The following is a 17,723-nucleotide window of genomic DNA, read 5'->3' on the forward strand; positions in this document are numbered from 1 at the left end:
GATCGCCGAAGGCGACCGGCGAAGCCGGCGGCCAAAGGCCGTCCTTGACTCCGGGGCACGTCGAGAAGACCCTCGAAGAAGGGTCGGCGGCAGAGGCCAACCCGAAAAACACCCCAACCAAACCCGGGCAAAAAGAGAATGACGCTAACGCCCTCCGCCCAAGATCCCCTCCAACTCCCCCCGCCCAGGAAGCGAAGAAGGCTCGACCAACCGACCAGACCGCACGTAGTAGAACGCCGCTCGAACCCGCGCCAACGGCACCCCCATCAGCTCAGCCCACCCGAGCCGGTAGAGAGCCAACTGGAGCGGATCGGCGTTCTGGGACTGGTTGGTCTTCCAGTCCACGATCAGGAAGCTCCCGTCGGGTTCCTGGTAGACCGCGTCGATCCGACCACGTACGACCTGGCCGGCCAGGACGATGGCGAAGGCGGCCTCGACGCGGAACGGGGGGCGGTCGGCGAACGGGCCCTGCTCGAAGGCGGTGATGACCTCCTCGAGACCGGACTCGTCCTCGATGCCGTGGTCGGCGCGGCCGGGTAGGTCATCGGGGTCGAAGAGGTCTTGCTGGCCGAAGCGAGCCTCGACCCAGGCGTGGAAACGGGTGCCGAAGCGGGCCTGGGAGGACGGCTTGCGTGGCATGGGGCGGACCAGGTCGGCGGCGAAGCCGAGCGGGTCGTCGCGCAGTTTCGACATGGCGGTGGCCGACAGCGAGGAGGGCAGCGGCACGATCACCTCGGGGGCGCGCTCGCGCTCCGCCTCGGTGAGGAGCCGCTCGATCTCCTCGTCCCACTGGTTCACCGTCTCGAGCAGCGTCAGATCGTCGAGATCATCGGGCCCCGGGCCGACCTCCCGGACCAGCCTGGCCGCCTCCAGACGGCGCTCGACCTCGGTGGTGTGGTGGTTGATCGGCCAGGGCAGGTCGACCTCCCGCGCAGCGTACGGGCTCTCTTCCTCGCCCTTGACGACCACATCGGCCCAGCGGTCGGGCTTGGCGCCCCACTGGAGCAGCGCTTCACGGGTCTTCTCCACGTAGAGGGACGGCCCGCGTCCCTCCTTCAAGGCAGGCGACCAACGCCAGCACGAGACGAACTGGACGTGGCGGGCGCGGGTCCAGGCGACGTACGCCAGCCGGAGCTCCTCGACCCGCTCGTGCTCCTTGCGCTCGGCGAGGAGCGCGTCGATCGAGTCGGCGTCGTGACCCTGGAGCTGCGGCAGATCATCTCGGTCGCCACGGAGAGCGGCCGGCATCACCGACGGGACGGTCAGCCACGAGGAGCGGGTCTGGCCGGTGGGGAACTTCTTGTGGGTCACCCCGACCAGGAAGACGACATCCCACTCCAGGCCCTTGGCGCGGTGGACGGTGAGCAGCTTGACCGAGTCGGCCTCCGACGGCGTGGCGACGTCGAGGCCTTGACCGTATTCGTCCTCCGCCTCCAGGTAGGCCAGCAGCGCGGCGAGCGTGACCTGACCGTCGAGGCCTTCGAAGTCGGCGACCGCCTGGACGAACAGGTCGAGGTTGTCGCGGCGGGCCGAGGCCGCCGGGGAGACCGAGGCAGCCAGCTCGACGTCGATGCCGGTGACGTCGATGATCCGGCGGACCAGGTCGAGGAGAGGCTCGTTGACGGCTCGCCGCAGCCCGCGGAGCTCGTCGGCGAGGAGCTTGAAGCGCTCCCGCGCCTGCGGTGAGTAGTCGTAGTCGGACGGGTCGCCAGGATCCTCCAGCGCGTCGTTGAGGGAGGGGATCTCGGTGGGGTCGGTGCCCTCGACGGCCGCCTCCAGCTGCCGCTCGATGCCGGCGAACTCCTCCGCGCCACCGACGACCCCGGCCAGGTCACGTGATCTGCGGCCGAGGATGGCCAGGTCGCGCGGCCCGATCGCCCAGCGCGGGCCGGCGAGCAAGGTCAGCAGCGCGGCGTTGGCGGTCACGTCATGGAGCAGCTCCATGGTCGCGACGACCTCGGCCACCTCGGGCAGCCTGAGCAGCCCCTTCAGACCGACGATCTCGACCGGGATCTCGCGTGCGGTGAGCGCGTCGAAGACCGCCGCCGCCTGCGAGTTGTCCCTGGTCAGGACTCCGATCTCCTTCCACTCCCCGACCGCTTCGTGAGCCTCGATCACCCGGTCGGCGAGCCAGAGCAGCTCATCGTCGTACGTCTCGTGGACATGCACCCGCACCTCACCGTCGCGCGCTCCCTCGGCAGCGACCAGCCGCTCCTTCTCGCGCCCTTCGTAGAGCTGAGCGGCCAGATGGTTGGCGGTGTCGAGGATGCGGGCGTCGGAGCGGCGGTTGACGGTCAGGGAGTAGGCCGGGCGGCGTCCGTCCTTCGTCGGGAAGTCGCGGCCGAACTCTAGGATGTTGCTGACCGAGGCACCGCGCCAGCCGTAGATCGCCTGGTTGGGATCACCGACGGCAGTCACAGGGTGCCCGTCGCCGAAGAGTCGCGCCAGCATCTGGGCCTGGGCCACCGAGGTGTCCTGGTATTCGTCGAGCAGGACCACCTTGAACTTCCCGCGCTCGATCTCCCCGACCTCGGGCGTCTCCACGGCCAGTCGGGCGGCCAGCGCGATCTGGTCGGAGAAGTCCATCAGCCCGAGCCGGTCCTTGAGGCGCCGGTAGCCGTCGACCAGGTCGAGCAGCTCATAGCGCTTGTCGATCGCGTCGATCGCCTTCTCGACCTTGGTCAGCTTGGTCTTGACTCGCTTGCCGTCCTCGAGCTGCGCCTCGAGGTCGGCCAGCTCGAGCGCGAACAGCGACCTCTCGTTGCGGTCGTAGGCCCGTAGCGTCGCCGGGTCCACCAGGTGCTCGGAGAGCTCGGAGTCGAGTGCCAACAGGTATTGCACGACGTGCTTGGGAGAGTCGCTCAGCTTCTCCACCGGGCGGCTGTGCCGCGCCACCGCCCGCGCGGCGAGCTGGTAACGGGTCGCGTCGGCGATCAGGCGGGTGTCGGGCTCGTGGCCGATCCGCAGCCCGTGCTCGGAGAGGAGCCCCGAGGCGTAGGAGTGGTAGGTCGCCACTGTCGGCTCGGTCGGTTCCTCCTCCTCGCTGCCGGGCAGCGGCGGACCCTCCGTGCGTCGCTCCGGCCACAGGCCGGCCTTCTGCAGCGACTCCCGGATCCTGGTGCCCAGCTCGGCGGTCGCCTTGGTGGTGAAGGTGAGACCGAGCACCTCCCCGGGAAGTACGCGACCGGTGGCGACCAGCCAGACGACCCGAGCGGCCATGACCGCGGTCTTGCCGGACCCGGCGCCGGCGATCACCACCGCCGGCTCCAACGGAGCCGTGATCGCGCGGAACTGCTCCTCGCTGTAGAGCCAGTCGTGGCCCATCAGCTTGGCGAGCTCCTCGGGGGTCTCGACCTTCATCGGGTTCATGAGAGCACCGATCCCGAGGTCTGCGCCGGGCAGAGCGCCACGAACTGACACCGGTCGCACTGCTTGCCGGGCCTGGCCACGAACTCCTCGGCACGCACCGTCGCCACGGCCTTCTCCAGCTGGTTGATGATCTCGGGCGGCTCCGGCGCCTGCACCTGCACCTTCGGCAGCTCGCTCCCGGAACCCGCTGGGTGGCGCAGCTGGATCAGCTCCGCTCCCCCGGAGGTCGCGCCCGGCGCCAAGGACGAGGCCGCGCCGTGCTCCACGGCCAGCTGGTAGAGGCCGAGCTGGCCGTGCTCCTTGACCTCCTGCGCAGTGGGCGGATACTTCCCTGTCTTCAGGTCCACGACGACGATCCGGTCCGGGCCGTCGGAACGCTCCTCGAGCTCCAACCGGTCCGCAAAGCCGTTGAGCCGCACGGTCTCCCCGCTGGGCAGCGAGACCTTCGCGGTGAGCTGCTCCTCGAACCCGATGACGGTCCGCGCGCCGGGTCGCCGATGCCAGGTCAGGAACCGCGCCAGCACCTCGCGGACCGCCTCACGCTCGCGGGCCGCCGACCAGGGGGTACGAAACTCCAGCCGCCCCCACACCTCGTCGACGAACGGCATCAGATCATCGACGCTGGCCGCGTCGAGCTGCCCGCGGGCGAGCTGCTCGGCGATCGCGTGCACCACCTTGCCGAACCCCTGGCTCGAGGAGTCGGTGACCGCGCCACCCGCCTCCCGCGCCAGGAACCACTGCGCGGGGCAGGTCAGGATCGCCTCCAGCGCCGATGCGCTCAGCGTGATCGGACGGTCCTCGGGTCGGACCGGGGCCGAGGCGTACGTCGGGGCCCGGAGCCCCCACCAGGTCGACGGGTCCGCAGCGGGTGCGATCCGCTTGCCACGCACCTCGGTGGCGGCCAGCTTCTGCAGGCGTCGCGCGGCGGCCTCGCGCAGCGCGGTGGGCTGGGCCGGGTCGGCGGCGGTGCGACGCAGCTCGGCGACCAGCCCGGCCAGCGACAGCGGCCGTGACGGCCTGCCGACCCGGTGACGGATCTGGTCATCACGCAGGCCGAGCTCGTTGATGAACCGCGACGGCTGGTCGCCGTCGTCGTCAGGCGACTTCACCGCGGTCACGACCAGGCGGGAGCGAGCGCGGGTGGCGGCGACGTAGAAGAGCCGGCGCTCCTCGGCGAGCATCGCCGACCGGGTGAGCGGCGGCAGCAGCCCACCGTGCCGGCCGTCCGGCAACGCCGGGGCGATCCGGTCCGGCCCGAGGAGCGAGTCGCGGCGCCGCAGGTCGGGCCACACCCCGTCCTGGACATGAGCGACGACCACAAGTCGCCACTCCAGCCCCTTGGAGCGGTGGGCGGTGAGCAGCCGCACCGCGGAGCCGCGTACGCCCTTGTCGGCCAGGGTGTCGGCCGGGATCTCCTGGGCACGGAGCGTGGCCAGGAAGGTCTCGACCGAGGTGAACTCCTGGCGACCCTCGATCTTGGCGGCGGTGTCGAAGAGCGCCACCACGGCATCCAGGTCGCGGTGGGCCAGCCGCGCCGCGGGCCCGCCCGACTCGACCTGCGCCCGGAGCCGCGGGCCCCACTCCGCCCCGTCCCACAACGTCCACAGGACCTGCTCGGCGCCGGCGCCGTCCTTCAGCGCCGCCCGGGCCTCGGCGAGAAGCGCCGCCAGCCGTCGTACGCGCCCCAGCACCCGCTCCTCACCCTCGCCGTCCGCGTCCGAGACGAGCAGCGACGGATCGAGCACGGCGCGTCGGACGAGATCGTGGGCGGAGACATCCGGAAAACGAGCCCGCAGGGTGCGGGTGAGCGCGCGGACGTCGGTGGCGTCGAGGCCGCCGAGCGGGCCGGTGAGCAGCTCCTCGCAACGCTCGGGACGTACGTAGCGTTCGTCCAGGTCGGACTCGACATCGGCGTCCACGACCACGCCGAGCGCGTCGAGGAGGACCGCGGCGGCGGGTTCACGCACCAAGGGCGTCTCGTCGGCGGCGACCTCGACGGGGACGCCGGCAGCGGTCAGCGACCGGCGCAGCTGCGGGATCGAGGTGCGACCGGAGCGCACCAGGACGGCCATGTCGGACCAGTCGATGCCGTCCTCGAGGTGCGCCCGGCGGAGCAGGTCGGCGATGTGCTCCGTCTCGGCGCGGTCGGTGTCGAAGGTGAGCACCTCGGCGCGCCCCGGGTCGGACGCCAGCGGATGCGGGTTGCGAAACACCTCGTAGGCCGCGCCCGGGATCGAGCCGCGCACCGAGATCCCGGCGGCGATGGACCGCGAGGCCCGCAGCAACCGCGACCCGAACCGACGCGTCGTCCCCAGGGCAACCACCGGGGCGTGTCGACGCTCGCGGGTCAGGAACTGCGACGGGAAGTCGAGGATCCCGTTGACGTCCGCGCCGCGGAAACCGTAGATCGACTGGTCCGGGTCACCGACGACGATCAGGTCGCGCCCGTCGCCGGCGAGTGCTTGCAGCAGCGCGACCTGCGACGGATCCGTGTCCTGGTATTCGTCGACGAACACGCAGGTGAACTCGGCCCGGAGCTCAGCCGCGTGCCGCTCGGCCTCGATCACCCCGCGCATGATCAGGTCGGGGTAGTCGATGGCCGACTGGGCGCCGAGCACGTCGAGATACTGCTCCAGGAACCATCCCGCCGCGACGAACTCCTCGATGCGCTCGTCACGGCCGAGCGCCACCAGCTGGTCGGGGTCGAGCCCGCGCTCACGCGCCCGCGCGATCACGGTCTGCACCTCGCGCGCGAACCCGCGCGTGCCGACCGCCATCCGGAACCTCTCCGGCCACCGCACCGACTCCGGGTGGTCGGCGAGCAGCTCCTGCAGCACGACGTCGGCCTCGGGGGCTGAGAGCAGGGTCAGCGGAGCGGCGTAGAGCTCGGCCGGGGCGTAGCGTCGCACCAGTCCGTAGGCGAAGGAGTGGAACGTCGAGGAGACCGCCCCGGACAGCGTCCGCCCCAGCCGCGCCGTCACGCGGTCGCGCAGTTGCTCAGCCGCCTTGCGGGAGAAGGTCAGCGCCAGCAGCTGGTCGGGTCGTACGCCACGGTTCTCGATCCGGTCGACCACCGCCTCCACCAGCGTGGTCGTCTTGCCCGTCCCGGGCCCGGCCAGCACCAGCAGCGGTCCGCCGGGATGCTCCACGACCGACCGCTGATGCTCGTCGAGCACCGGCACTGCGGCCGCACTCGGCGGCGGGGCAAGGCGGTAGGCGACACTCACGGGACCAGCCAATCAGAGAGCACCGACACTCAGGCATCGTGCCCCAACCTCATCCGCACCGCGACGACGTCGTCGAGGTCGATCCCCTCCGCCTTCCGCACGACCACCTTCAACGGCAGCAGATAGGTGCCGTCCTTGGGGAAGAGCGCGGTGGTGAAGGTCGTCTCGCCGATGGTGGCGGTGACGGCGACCTGACCCCAGTACTCCAGACCCCGGGCGTCCTCCTTGAGGTCCTGGGCGTCCTCGACGGGCATGGGCACGTAGTAGAACGGCGCCGGCCCGCGCCACTCGATCACGGCTCCCTCGAAGGCGTACTCCACCGTCCCTACTCCGCGAGCTCGAAGTCGTCGAAGTCGAACCCGGGCGAGACCAGGCAGGAGACGAGCGCATCCTCGGCCGAGGGGAGCGTACGCTGCCACTCCCCCGCCGGCACGACGGCCTGCGGCGCCTGGCCGGCCGCGAGGTCCACCCCGACGAGCACGGTCTCGCCCTCGACGGGCGCCGAGCCGCTGCCGCCGTACTGCAGGGACACCACGCCCGTGTGCGCCAGCCAGATCTCGTCGGAGCTGACGCGGTGCCACGCGGACGACTCCCCGGCGAGGAGCCGGAAGTAGATCAGGGTCGCGGTCGGACGCACCCGTCCGTCGGGCAGGGTGACGGTCTCGGGCGCGGCCCAGGTCTGACGGAACGAGCCGCCCTCCGGGTGCGGTGCGAGATCGAGAGCAGAGGTGATGGGGTCAGCGGTCACCCGGCTCATTGTGCCGGGTCTGGTCGGCTGGATCGTCGGGGAAGCGCGGGTCGCCGAGCAGGTACTGCCAGAACAGGCCCGGCTTCTTGTGCGGCAGCGGCTTCGGACCTCCGACCGCACGGCTCTCCACCGCGTCCGAGATCGCGTCGACGGGGCGGGCCACGCGGCGTACGACCTTTCCGGGCAGGCCGGTGTGCGGGAGACGCGGGTGCGGACGGGAGGGTGCTCTGCGCTCGGCCGCCGCGAGTCGTTCGGCGACCAGGATGAGCTCGTCGTCGGCGGCCTCTTCGGCAAGATGCGTGACGAGCTCCTCCTCCTTCTCCCGCTGGGCCTCGAGCGCCTCGTCGACCTCGCCCCACAGCGTCGGCCAGCCGTGGGTGGTCTCCCAGGTGGATCCGTACTCGTGCGCCTTCACATGGAAGAGCAGCACCTCCAGGTGCCGCGCGGTGGGGAGATAGTGATGGACCAGGTCTGCTCCGCTCTCGCAGTGGGCGGAGACCGCTGGAAGGAGCGCCTCGTCCACCGCGTGCAGGTGTCGAGCCGTGCCGGCATTGAACTGGTCGATCGGCGGGCAGCCCCGAAGGGTCTGCTCGGGCCTGATGATGACGCTCCGGGCGTTGGCCAGGCGCTCGGCGAGCTCGTCGTGCTTGTGCCGCAGCTCGTCCTGCAGCACGGTCGTGGTGGCCATCTGTCTCACCTCGGCTGCTAGCCCATCGGTGTGCTGGGTCACCTTCCAGGATGCGCCCGTTCTCGCCTCGGCGCAACAGGGGTCATCTCGACAAGCTCGATACAACGCTCGACAAGCTCGACCACCCGGGGGTCAGGCGTCGGCGGGCCGCTCGTTGTAGACCCCGGCCACCTCTTGGCCGCTCAGCGCCGCGATCGCCGCCATCACCTCGTCGGTGATGACCCGCCGCGCCTTGCCCAGAGGTACGCCGTCGAACCGGCCGGTCACCTGGATCGGCTTCCCGAACTCGACGGTGACCTTCGCCAGTCGCGGCAGGCTCGACCCCACCGGCTGGAGCTCCGCGGTCCCCCGCAGACCCACCGGCACCACGGGTACGCCGGCGGTCAGCGCCAGGTGCGCGACCCCCGTACGCCCGCGGTAGAGCCGCCCGTCGCGCGACCGGGTGCCCTCCGGGTAGATCCCGAACGCCTCGCCCTTGCCGAGGACCTCGAGGGCCACCTCGAGCGAGCCGAGCGCCGCTTGCGGGTCGTCGCGGTCCACCGGCAGCATCCCCATGCCCTCGAACCACGCCCGCTGCGCAGCGCCCTTGAGGCCGGTGCCGGTGAAGTAGTCGGACTTGGCCAGGAAGTGCACCGGCCGGGGCGAGACCGACGGGATCACGATCGAGTCGGCGAAGCTGAGGTGGTTGCTGGCCAGGATCACCCCGCCGGAGCGCGGGACGTTCTCGGCTCCCAGCACCGTGGGGCGCCAGACGGCCCGGAGAAGGGGTGGCACGACGGCGTGGAGGACGCGATACATCACGAGAGCATCGTAGGCGGCAGCCACATCGCCTGGCGCAGGTCCACCGCCCCCGAGACACGACGCGGCGTGCCCTCCTCGAGATAGGCCTGCCGGGCCTCCTCGCCGTGGGAAGCGGGGAGCGAGCCGTCGGCCCGCACCACCCGCCACCACGGCATCCCGGCGCCCTCGCGCGCCATCACCGAACCGACCTGCCGCGGACCGCCCCCGAACTCGTCGAAGAGGGCGTCCGCGATCGCGCCGTACGTCGTCACCTGCCCGCGTGGGATCTGCTCGACGATACGCAGCACGGCCTCCACGTACGCCTCCCGGTCGCTCATGTCCGGCAGGCTAGCGCGACGTCACAGGCTGTGCTCGAAGGGCTGGGCTCAGAGGATGGGGCTGAACGGCTCCGTGCCGTGCACCAGGCGCAGACCGGAGATGCCCGAGTTCGCCTGGGCGTACTCCAGCTCGAGGTCCATGTCACCGATGTTGTTGGATCCGGCGAGCGGGAGCAGACCCAGGGTCGACAGCGTGCCGACCGCCTTGCCCTCGGCGTTCAGGAAGCCGGAGCCGGAGTCGCCGGGGATGCCGGGGGTGACGTTGTAGAGCGGGTGCGACCAGCGGGTGCCGTTGACGTCGTCACCGAGCGAGAAGCCGATCTTCGGCGACAGCAGGTCGATGTCGGCGCGCACCGAGGAGTTGCCGTAGGAGTAGACCTTGTCGCCGGCCGCGGTGCCGTCGGTGTCGATGCCGGTCGGGCCGCCCCAGATCGGCACGCTCGGGTTGACCTTGCCGACGGAGGCGGCGTCCACCTTGACCAGGGCGAAGTCGTTGTAGGCGCAGGTGTTCTCGTCCTTGGTGCCCTTCTGCTTCATGGTCAGCCAGGAGGAGTAGGCCAGCTTCCCCTTGCCCAGGACGGTGCCCTCGCTCAGCAGCGAACCGCCCTCGTTGAAGGTCACCGGCGTGCCCAGCGGAAGCGACTCGGCGGCACAGCCGTTGGTGTCGGTGGCCTCACCGAGACCCGCACAGTGGGCGGCGTAGCCGACGTAGACGTTGGCGGCGGAGTCGGCGAAGACGAAGTTGGAGGTGCACTGGGCACCCTGGGTGTACATCTGGACGCCCGGGGTGATCGTGGCCGTGTCGGCCGGCGCCCAGGCGTGGGCGGGAGCAGGGATCAGGGCGGGCACGAGAGCGGCGGTGAGCGTGCCGGCTGCGATGGCGGCGGCGCGGCGTACCGAACGGCGGGTGCGGAGCATGTGGGGGCCTCGTTCTCTAGGTGATGTGACTCACAGGTAACGAGCCGATGCGCCCCTGGGTTACGGAACCGCCACCACCACGGTGTTGCCCTGGAAGGAGGTGCCGTCCCAGTCGTCGCACGTCACCACGACCAGCCGAGGCTCCCCGTCCGGGTCGAAGAGCCTCTTGCTGCGCTTGGCGACCTGCTCCTTGGTGAGGTCCCGAACGGACCGCACGGTGTAGCGGAACTCGTCGTTCTTGGTCCGTACGACGATCTCTTCGCCCTCCTTCACCTCGCCCAGCCGGTCGAGGATGCCGCCGCCGTTGTGCAGGGTGTGGCCGACGATCAGCACCGACCCCTTGTCGGCCCCGGGCTTGGCGCCGCCCTTCCACCACCCCATGAGGGCAGCGTCGGCGGGCGGGGTGAGCGTGCCGCCCTCCATCGCCAACGGCACCACGTCGGCGTGCACGTTGAGGGTGGGGATGGAGACGCCGCGTACCTTGCCCTTCTTCTTCGGCACCTCGGCCAGCGCCTCGGCCGGGATCGAGGACGTCGTGGCGGGCAGGGTCGCCGTGTCCTTCTGCGCCTCGTCGATCTTGATGTAGTAGTCGTACGCGGCATAGCCGAGCACCGCGACCGCGACCACGAGGACGACGACGAAGACCTCCCCGAGGAAGGTCCTCAGGCTGGGACGACGGGGAGGTTCGTGGGGGTGGTAGCCAGGGCTCACTCGGCCGAGCGTGCCACAGCCTCAGCGCGCTTGCGACGGACGGCCAGTCCTGCCCCTGCTCCCATCAGCAGAGCACCGACCCCGGCGAAGACATAGGACGGAGGTACGCCGCGGGTCGGGTCCGCGACGTTCGACTCCAGCCTCTCCGGGTCGATCGCCGTGCCGACGGCCGCGCCGGAGGCCGGCTCCTCGACCTGATCGCTCGCGTGGGCAGGGGCACCGAGAAACAGTCCGCCGGCCAAGGTGGCACCGGCGAGCGTCGCGCTGAGACGAGCGCGTGTGGACAACGTCGAATCCTCCGAGGTTCGGGCATTGATGCAACTCCGCCCCCCGCAGCTGCGGTCGCAAAACTATCGGTTCCGCCACGCACAGATAAAGCCAGCGGCGGCCCCAGAGGGGCCACCGCTGGCCAACAGTTCAGTAAATCCGGTCGTCGATCCTGTCGAGACCTCGTTGATGAGTGACTGGTCAGTACGAAGGCTGCGACGGGTCGATCTGGTTGACCCACGCCACCACGCCACCACCGACGTGGACCGCGTCCGCGTAGCCGGCGCCCTTGGCGATCGCGAGCACCTCGGCGCTGCGTACGCCGCTCTTGCAGTGGAACACGAGCGGCTTGGCGCCGTCGCCGGTGAGCTCGGCGACCTGCGGGATCGCGTTGCCGTTGAGGAACTCGCCCTTCGGGATCAGGACGGCGCCCGGGATCTTGTTGATCTCGTACTCGTTCGGCTCGCGCACGTCCACGAGCACGAAGTCGCGGCTGCCCTCCTCGCGCTCCTTGATCATCTCGGAGAGCTGGGTGACCGAGATGGTCGAGCCGGCCGCCGCGTCGGCCGCCTCGGTGGAGAGCGCACCGCAGAAGGCGTCGTAGTCGATCAGGTCGGTGACCGTCGGGTTCTCGCCGCACAGCGCGCAGTTGGGGTCCTTACGGACCTTCAGCTTGCGGTATTCCATCTCGAGTGCGTCGTAGATCATCAGCTTGCCGACGAGCGGCTCGCCGATGCCGGTCAGCATCTTGATGGCCTCGTTGACCTGGATCGACCCGATCGAGGCGCAGAGCACACCCAGCACGCCGCCCTCGGCGCAGGAGGGGACCATGCCCGGGGGCGGGGGCTCCGGGTAGAGGCAGCGGTAGCACGGGGCGTCGTCCGTCAGGGTCGGCGCGAACACCGAGGCCTGGCCGTCGAAGCGGTAGATCGAGCCCCAGACGTACGGGATACCCAGGAAGTAGGCCGCGTCGTTGACCATGTAGCGGGTCGCGAAGTTGTCGGTGCCGTCGACGATCAGGTCGTAGCCGGCGAAGATCTCGCGCACGTTGTCGTTGTCGAGCCGCACGTTGTGCAGCACGATCTCGACGTACGGGTTGACCTCCCGGATCGCAGCCGCGGCCGAGTCGGCCTTCGGCTGACCGACCGTCGACTGCTTGTGGATGATCTGGCGCTGCAGGTTGGACTCGTCGACCTCGTCGAACTCGACGATGCCGAGGGTGCCGACACCGGCCGCGGCCAGGTAGAGCAGGGCGGGCGAGCCGAGGCCGCCGGCACCGATGACCAGCACCTTGGCGTTCTTCAGGCGCTTCTGCCCGTCCATGCCGACGTCGGGGATGATGAGGTGGCGGCTGTAGCGGCGCACCTCGTCGATCGTCAGCTCGTCAGCGGGCTCCACGAGCGGGGCTAGGGACACAACGGCTCCTCAGTTCGGACGTACGTATGCCTGCTTGAACACCGCGGGCACTTCTCCATGTTCCCTCATCCGTGGACAAGGCAACGACGCGTCCCGCGATCCGAGTACCAGCGGGTAGGCTGCTGGGGTGACCACGCACCAATCCGAGCTCGACCCCACTCGACCGCGAGGGGCCCGACTGCCCCGAACGGAGCGACGAGCCCAGCTTCTCGACTCCGCTCTCGAGGTCTTCGTCGCCTACGGCTTCCACGCCGCCGCGATGGACGACATCGCCGAGAGGGCCGGGGTCTCGAAGCCCGTTCTCTACCAGCACTTCCCCGGGAAGCTCGACCTCTACCTCGCCCTCCTGGAGAAGTCCGCGAACGAGATCATCGACCGCTGCCGGGAGGCCCTGGCGTCGACCGACGAGAACAAGGAGCGCGTGGCCCGCACCGTCGAGGTCTTCTACGACTACGTGGCCTCCGAGTCCGGCGCCTTCCGGCTCGTCTTCGAGTCCGACCTGACCAACGACCCCGCCGTACGCGAGCAGGTCGACCGGGTCACCAACGAGTGCGCCGAGGTCATCGCGGAGGTCATCGCGGAGGACACCGGCTTCGCCGCGACCGCCTCTCACCTGCTCGCCGTGGGCCTCGTCGGCCAGATCCAGGTCAGCGCCCGCTACTGGCTCCACAACAACGGCGACCTCTCCCAGGCCGACGCTGCACGTCTGGTCGCCGGTCTCGCCTGGCGCGGCATCGGCGGCTACCCGAAAACTGATTAGTTTGCGATTGCTTCGCAATTCGCGCAGCGCTGTACTTGTGGCGATTGCTTCGCAATTCGCGCAGCGCTGTACTTGTGGCGATTGCTTCGCAATTCGCGCAGCACCTCCGCTTGACCCTCGTCTTCCTCCGCTTCGTTCGTCGCTGGCGCTCCTCACTGCGCTGCGTCCAGACGAGGGGCGCTCCGGCACTGGGCGCTGGGTCGTTGTGAGAGGATTCCTGAGCATCGTTCACTTCATCGCAAGGAGGACCCGTGGAGGTCAAGATCGGCGTCCAGCAGGCCGCCCGTGAGCTCGTCGTAGAGACCGAGGAGTCCAGCGAGTCGGTGGAGAAGCTCATCGCCGACGCCCTCGGCGGCGGTGCTGTGCTCGCATTGACCGACAGCAAGGGCCGCAAGGTCATCGTCCCGACCGAGAAGCTCGCCTACATCGAGATCGGACCTGCCAAGGTCGGCAAGGTCGGGTTCGCCGGCTGATTCAGGGCGGTGCAATCAGGGATGGCCCTGATTCCTGTGCCGATATCCGGCCCCAGGCCATGTATGTCCGTGCAATCAGGTCCCAACAGGTGCACTATCGAGGGATAGGCGCATTCATGGCGCCCATCTCAACCTGAAGGGATTAGGCATGATCGGGACCATTCTCGTCACCCTCATCGGCGGCGTCGTCATCGGTTTGCTTGGCAAGTTCCTCGCCCCGGGCAGCCGGGACAACATTCCGTTCTGGCTCGTCGTGGTCTGCGGCATCGTCGGCATGCTCGTCGGCGGCTGGATCTACTACGCCATCTTCGGCGTCGCGGGCAACGTCGCGGGCAACCCGAACTACGACATGTGGAACACGTCGAAGGGCATCGACTGGTGGCGTCACCTCTGGCAGGTCGTCGTGGCAGCCATCGCGGTCGTCGTCGCCGCAGGGATCACCGGAAAGTCCAAGGCCTGAGCCACACCCCAGGTCACCTGAAAGCGGTCCCGCCCCTCCGGGGTGGGGCCGCTTGGTGTATCACCTCACCAGTTGGGCTGAGCCGATGATTCCGGCAGTGCCACCTCCGGCGGCCGGATGACATAGACGACCCGCCCGGAGCGGGACCAGGCGCGGTCGAGCTCACCGAGGTCGTACGTCGCCCGCACCTCGTCGTCGCTGGCGATCCGGTGGGAAGCAGGGTCGTGGACGACCGGGTTGCCCGCGCCGTCGAAGCCAGTCAGCACGAGCAGGTGCCCGTTGGTGACGTACCCGGCGCCGGTCAGCTCGCCCTCCTGGTGCGAGACGGCGAGCACCAGCGGGATCCCGGCCTCGACGAACCGGGCGGCCTCGGCGAAGGAGCGGAGCCTGGTGACGTACGCGACCAGCCCGCGGGCACCCGCATAGGCGGTGTTGAAGGCCCAGTTGCCGGCACCGCCGAAGGACTCGTCGTAGACCTCCCGCACGGTGAACGGCACCTGCGGGTCGGGGGTCTCGTAGTCCACCCAGGCGGTCTCGTCAGGCGTCGGACCGACGCCCCAGAAGTCGGCGATCATGGCCGTCGAGGCGGCACTGCACCACGACTGGCCGCCGCCGTCCCAGTGCGGATAGCGGTCACGATGGAGCTGTTGCGAATAAGCCGGTACGCCACCCACGACCGCACCGGGCCGCACCGTCCCCGGCGCCGGAGCCGAGTCCCGGGCGTTCGCCGAGACCATCGCCCCGAGCAGGCTCGCCCGCGGCAGGCTCCCGGCAGGGCCGTGCAGGCTCAGACGCAGGGAGAACGCCGTGAACCTGTGCCCGTCCCGGGCCAGGATGGTGTCGTCGGCCGCGACCGCGACTGCGTCGTCCTGGCCGCCGACGGAGGTGGAGGTGAAGGCCGGGTCCGAGGACCAGCGGGCCAGCACCAGCCAGCCGCTCCGGATCCCTGACTCGGTCACTACCTGCGCCGCGACCTCCACCCAGGAACCGGCCGGCGTCCTCACGTTCCAGGAGGCGATCAGCTCGTCGAAGGAGAACCCGGGACTGACCTCGGGAGAGGTCCACACCCCGGCGGCAGGAGCGATCTGCGCCGCTGACCAGCCGGTCCAGAAGACGTCGATGCTGTCAGTGCTCAAGCCCGAGCTTGCCCATACGCTCGACGTGACGCTGGGTGAGCCGGGTCAGCATCTCGCCGATCGTGCCGAGGTCGAGACCGGGAAGGTGGTCGCCGGTGATCAGCTCACTGAGCCCCTCACGGGTGGCCGCCACGTGCTGCGCCTGGGTGAGCGCCTCCCCCATCAGGCGACGACCCCACAGGGCCAGCCGCCCGCCGATGAGATGGTCGGCCTCGATGCCGGCCCGGACCCGGTCCACCACGAAGTCGGCCCGGCCGGCGTCCTCGAGGGTGGTCACCACGAGCTTGTGGGTGTCCTCGTCGAGGAATCCGGCGATCTCACGGTAGAAGTCGTTGGCGAGCCCGTCCCCGACGTAGGCCTTGACCAGCGACTCCCACCAGTCGGCAGGCTTCGTGTGGACGTGGAACTCGTCGAACCCCTCGCGCAGCGACTCCATCGCCGCGTAGGAGTCGGCACCGAGCTCCTCCAGCCGGTCGAGCACCGGCTGGATCTTGGCGTGCTGTGCCGCCGCCATCGCGAGCAGGGCCGTCTTGTCCTCCAGCGAGGGCGCCATCTTGGCGTCGTCGGTCAGCCGCTCGACCGCCGAGACCTCGCCGTAGGCGACCGCTCCCAGGAGGTCGATGACGGCAGCCTTGTAGACGGGATCACCGAACGGGTCCTGGGGACCCGTGGACTCTGAGGATGCAACCACGGGAGAACCCTACCGATAGAATGCTTTTTGACCGACCCAGCACCGCTGATGCTCACCATCTGTATCGCGGTGGTCTGGTTCCCGTATGTGCGCGGCGTGGCACTCGCTCGACAAGCTCGAGACACCCGTGAGTCGCTCGCCGCATTCGATGAGACAAGCGAGTAGCGACCAAATCATGACAACGTTCAAGGACCTCGGTGTTCACCCCGAGATCTGCGCTCCGCTCGAGCGCAAAGGCATCACCACCCCCTTCGCCATCCAGGAGATGACCCTCTCGGTCGCTCTCCAGGGCACCGACCTGATCGGCCAGGCCCGCACCGGCTCCGGCAAGACGCTGGCCTTCGGCATCCCGGTCGTGCAGCGCAGCGTGTCCCCCAAGGACCCCGACTACATCGACCTCCCCCAGGGCAAGCCGCAGGCGCTGATCGTGGCCCCGACCCGCGAGCTGGCCATGCAGGTCTCCGCCGAGGTCTCGCTGATCTCCGAGGACCGTGGCCTGCGTGTGCTGACCGTCTACGGCGGCGCCGGCTACGAGCCCCAGATCGAGGCGCTCGAGAAGGGTGTCGACATCGTCGTCGGCACCCCCGGCCGCCTGATCGACCTGGCCAACCGGAAGATCCTCGACCTCTCCCACGTGCATGCCCTCGTTCTCGACGAGGCCGACGAGATGCTCGACCTCGGGTTCCTGCCCGATGTGGAGAAGCTGGTCACCCTCACCCCGGAGACCCGCCAGACGATGCTCTTCTCGGCCACGATGCCGGGCGCGATCGTGGCGCTGGCGCGTTCCTACATGCGCCACCCGATGAACATCCGCGCGGAGTCCTCCACCGAGCGCGAGACGGTGCCCGCCACCGCCCAGTTCGTCTACCAGGCCCACGACCTCGACAAGCCCGAGATGATCGGCCGCCTGCTGCAGTGCGAGGACCACGACAAGGTCGTCGTCTTCGCCCGCACCAAGCGACAGGCACAGCGCGTCGCCGACGACCTCGCCGACCGCGGCTTCCCGGCCTCTCCCCTGCACGGGGACATGCAGCAGGCCGCCCGCGAGCGGGTGATGCAGAAGTTCCGTGACGGCAAGGTCGAGGTCCTGGTGGCCACCGACGTCGCCGCTCGCGGCATCGACGTCACCGGCGTCTCCCACGTGGTCAACTACACGACCCCGGACGACGAGAAGACCTACGTCCACCGCATCGGCCGCACCGGCCGCGCCGGCGCCTCCGGTGTCGCAGTCACCTTGGTCGACTGGGCCGACCTCCACAAGTGGAAGATGATCAACAAGGCGCTCGATCTTCCCTTCGACGAGCCCCAGGAGACCTACTCCTCCTCGGAGCACTTCCTTCACGACATGGGCATCCCGAAGGGCACCAAGGGCCGGATCAAGAAGGCCACGCCGGACAAGCCCGCCGACAAGCCGAAAGACAAGGACGCCGGCACGGACGGGGAGAAGCGCGAGCGCGCTCCCCGCAACCGCAACCGCCAGCGCACCCGTTCGCGCGGTGGCCAGGTCCTCGAGAAGACCGCTGCCCCGACTGCCGAGCCGGCCGAAATGCCCGCCGACGGAGAGGCAAAGTCGGAGGACTCCACCCCCCGCCGCCGTCGTCGTCGCCGCTCCTCCGGCTCGGCCGCCAAGGCGGACTGAGCACCCCGGAGCTTCATCAAGGCGGTGTCCTGAGCCTGTCGAAGGGTATGCAGGTCAACGCACACATCCCCAGCGGAGTTCCGCTGGGGATGTGTGCGTTCG

17 protein-coding genes are annotated in these 17,723 nt (G+C 69.6%); 4 read left to right on the plus strand and 13 right to left on the minus strand.

Going from position 1 to position 17,723, the window contains the following annotated elements; all coding sequences use genetic code 11:
* Positions 1-144: 144 nt before the first annotated feature.
* The 11 genes from WBG06_RS25970 to moeZ all read right to left on the minus strand — a co-directional run bounded on the left by WBG06_RS25970 (position 145) and on the right by moeZ (position 12,462).
* Entirely contained in the window at positions 145-3,360 is a 3,216-nt protein-coding gene (locus tag WBG06_RS25970; protein WP_442945513.1) for a UvrD-helicase domain-containing protein, read from the minus strand.
* A gap of 5 nt (positions 3,361-3,365) precedes the next feature.
* Positions 3,366-6,596 (minus strand): ATP-dependent helicase, encoded by a 3,231-nt coding sequence (locus WBG06_RS25975; protein ID WP_336740640.1) that lies wholly within the window; start codon positions 6,594-6,596, stop codon positions 3,366-3,368.
* A 29-nt stretch (positions 6,597-6,625) separates the two neighbouring features.
* Positions 6,626-6,916: a DUF1905 domain-containing protein gene (locus tag WBG06_RS25980; RefSeq protein WP_336740642.1), complete on the minus strand. Its 291-nt coding sequence runs from the start codon at positions 6,914-6,916 to the stop codon at positions 6,626-6,628.
* Between the two features lie 5 nt (positions 6,917-6,921).
* Positions 6,922-7,353, minus strand: a complete 432-nt coding sequence (locus WBG06_RS25985) for a cupin domain-containing protein (RefSeq protein ID WP_336740643.1) — start codon at positions 7,351-7,353, stop codon at positions 6,922-6,924.
* Positions 7,334-8,032, minus strand: a complete 699-nt coding sequence (locus tag WBG06_RS25990) for a hypothetical protein (protein WP_336740645.1) — start codon at positions 8,030-8,032, stop codon at positions 7,334-7,336. Before WBG06_RS25990 ends, WBG06_RS25985 begins: the two co-directional genes overlap by 20 nt.
* Positions 8,033-8,164: 132 nt before the next feature.
* Complete coding sequence (locus tag WBG06_RS25995; RefSeq protein WP_336740743.1) at positions 8,165-8,830, minus strand: lysophospholipid acyltransferase family protein; 666 nt, start codon at positions 8,828-8,830, stop codon at positions 8,165-8,167.
* Positions 8,830-9,150 carry an MGMT family protein gene (locus WBG06_RS26000; protein ID WP_336740647.1) on the minus strand — a complete coding sequence of 107 codons (321 nt, stop codon included), beginning with the start codon at positions 9,148-9,150 and terminating at the stop codon, positions 8,830-8,832. Before WBG06_RS26000 ends, WBG06_RS25995 begins: the two co-directional genes overlap by 1 nt.
* 48 nt (positions 9,151-9,198) lie before the next feature.
* The gene (locus WBG06_RS26005; protein WP_336740648.1) at positions 9,199-10,068 is read right to left on the minus strand and encodes a hypothetical protein; all 870 of its coding nucleotides are present in this window, start codon (positions 10,066-10,068) and stop codon (positions 9,199-9,201) included.
* Positions 10,069-10,128: 60 nt separating this feature from the next.
* Complete coding sequence (locus WBG06_RS26010) at positions 10,129-10,779, minus strand: class F sortase (RefSeq protein WP_336740650.1); 651 nt, start codon at positions 10,777-10,779, stop codon at positions 10,129-10,131.
* Positions 10,776-11,066, minus strand: coding sequence for a hypothetical protein (locus WBG06_RS26015; RefSeq protein ID WP_336740651.1), 291 nt, complete (start codon positions 11,064-11,066; stop codon positions 10,776-10,778). The genes WBG06_RS26010 and WBG06_RS26015 overlap by 4 nt, the downstream gene beginning before the upstream one ends.
* 181 nt (positions 11,067-11,247) lie before the next feature.
* Entirely contained in the window at positions 11,248-12,462 is a 1,215-nt protein-coding gene (gene moeZ / locus WBG06_RS26020; RefSeq protein ID WP_336740653.1) for an adenylyltransferase/sulfurtransferase MoeZ, read from the minus strand.
* A gap of 127 nt (positions 12,463-12,589) precedes the next feature.
* Here moeZ and WBG06_RS26025 point away from each other — a divergent pair, with 127 nt between their 5' ends.
* The 3 genes from WBG06_RS26025 (at position 12,590) to WBG06_RS26035 (ending at position 14,155) form a co-directional block, all read left to right on the plus strand.
* Positions 12,590-13,222, plus strand: coding sequence for a TetR family transcriptional regulator (locus tag WBG06_RS26025; RefSeq protein WP_141795302.1), 633 nt, complete (start codon positions 12,590-12,592; stop codon positions 13,220-13,222).
* 251 nt (positions 13,223-13,473) lie between these two features.
* A complete protein-coding gene (locus tag WBG06_RS26030; RefSeq protein WP_091052608.1) occupies positions 13,474-13,695 on the plus strand; it encodes a DUF3107 domain-containing protein in 222 nt (73 codons plus the stop codon).
* Between the two features lie 148 nt (positions 13,696-13,843).
* Positions 13,844-14,155, plus strand: a complete 312-nt coding sequence (locus WBG06_RS26035; protein ID WP_336740658.1) for a hypothetical protein — start codon at positions 13,844-13,846, stop codon at positions 14,153-14,155.
* A gap of 65 nt (positions 14,156-14,220) precedes the next feature.
* Here WBG06_RS26035 and WBG06_RS26040 read toward each other — a convergent pair whose 3' ends face one another.
* Both WBG06_RS26040 and WBG06_RS26045 read right to left on the minus strand, forming a co-directional pair.
* Positions 14,221-15,291, minus strand: a complete 1,071-nt coding sequence (locus WBG06_RS26040) for a C39 family peptidase (RefSeq protein ID WP_336740660.1) — start codon at positions 15,289-15,291, stop codon at positions 14,221-14,223.
* On the minus strand, positions 15,281-15,982 hold the full coding sequence (locus tag WBG06_RS26045) for a ferritin-like fold-containing protein (RefSeq protein ID WP_336740662.1): 702 nt from the start codon (positions 15,980-15,982) through the stop codon (positions 15,281-15,283). The genes WBG06_RS26040 and WBG06_RS26045 overlap by 11 nt, the downstream gene beginning before the upstream one ends.
* Before the next feature lie 175 nt (positions 15,983-16,157).
* Here WBG06_RS26045 and WBG06_RS26050 point away from each other — a divergent pair, with 175 nt between their 5' ends.
* The gene (locus WBG06_RS26050; RefSeq protein ID WP_336740664.1) at positions 16,158-17,621 is read left to right on the plus strand and encodes a DEAD/DEAH box helicase; all 1,464 of its coding nucleotides are present in this window, start codon (positions 16,158-16,160) and stop codon (positions 17,619-17,621) included.
* The last annotated feature ends 102 nt before the right edge of the window (positions 17,622-17,723 follow it).

The sequence above is a fragment of the Nocardioides sp. CCNWLW239 genome (assembly GCF_037137035.1).
In the GTDB taxonomy this organism is placed as follows: Bacteria; Actinomycetota; Actinomycetes; order Propionibacteriales; family Nocardioidaceae; genus Nocardioides.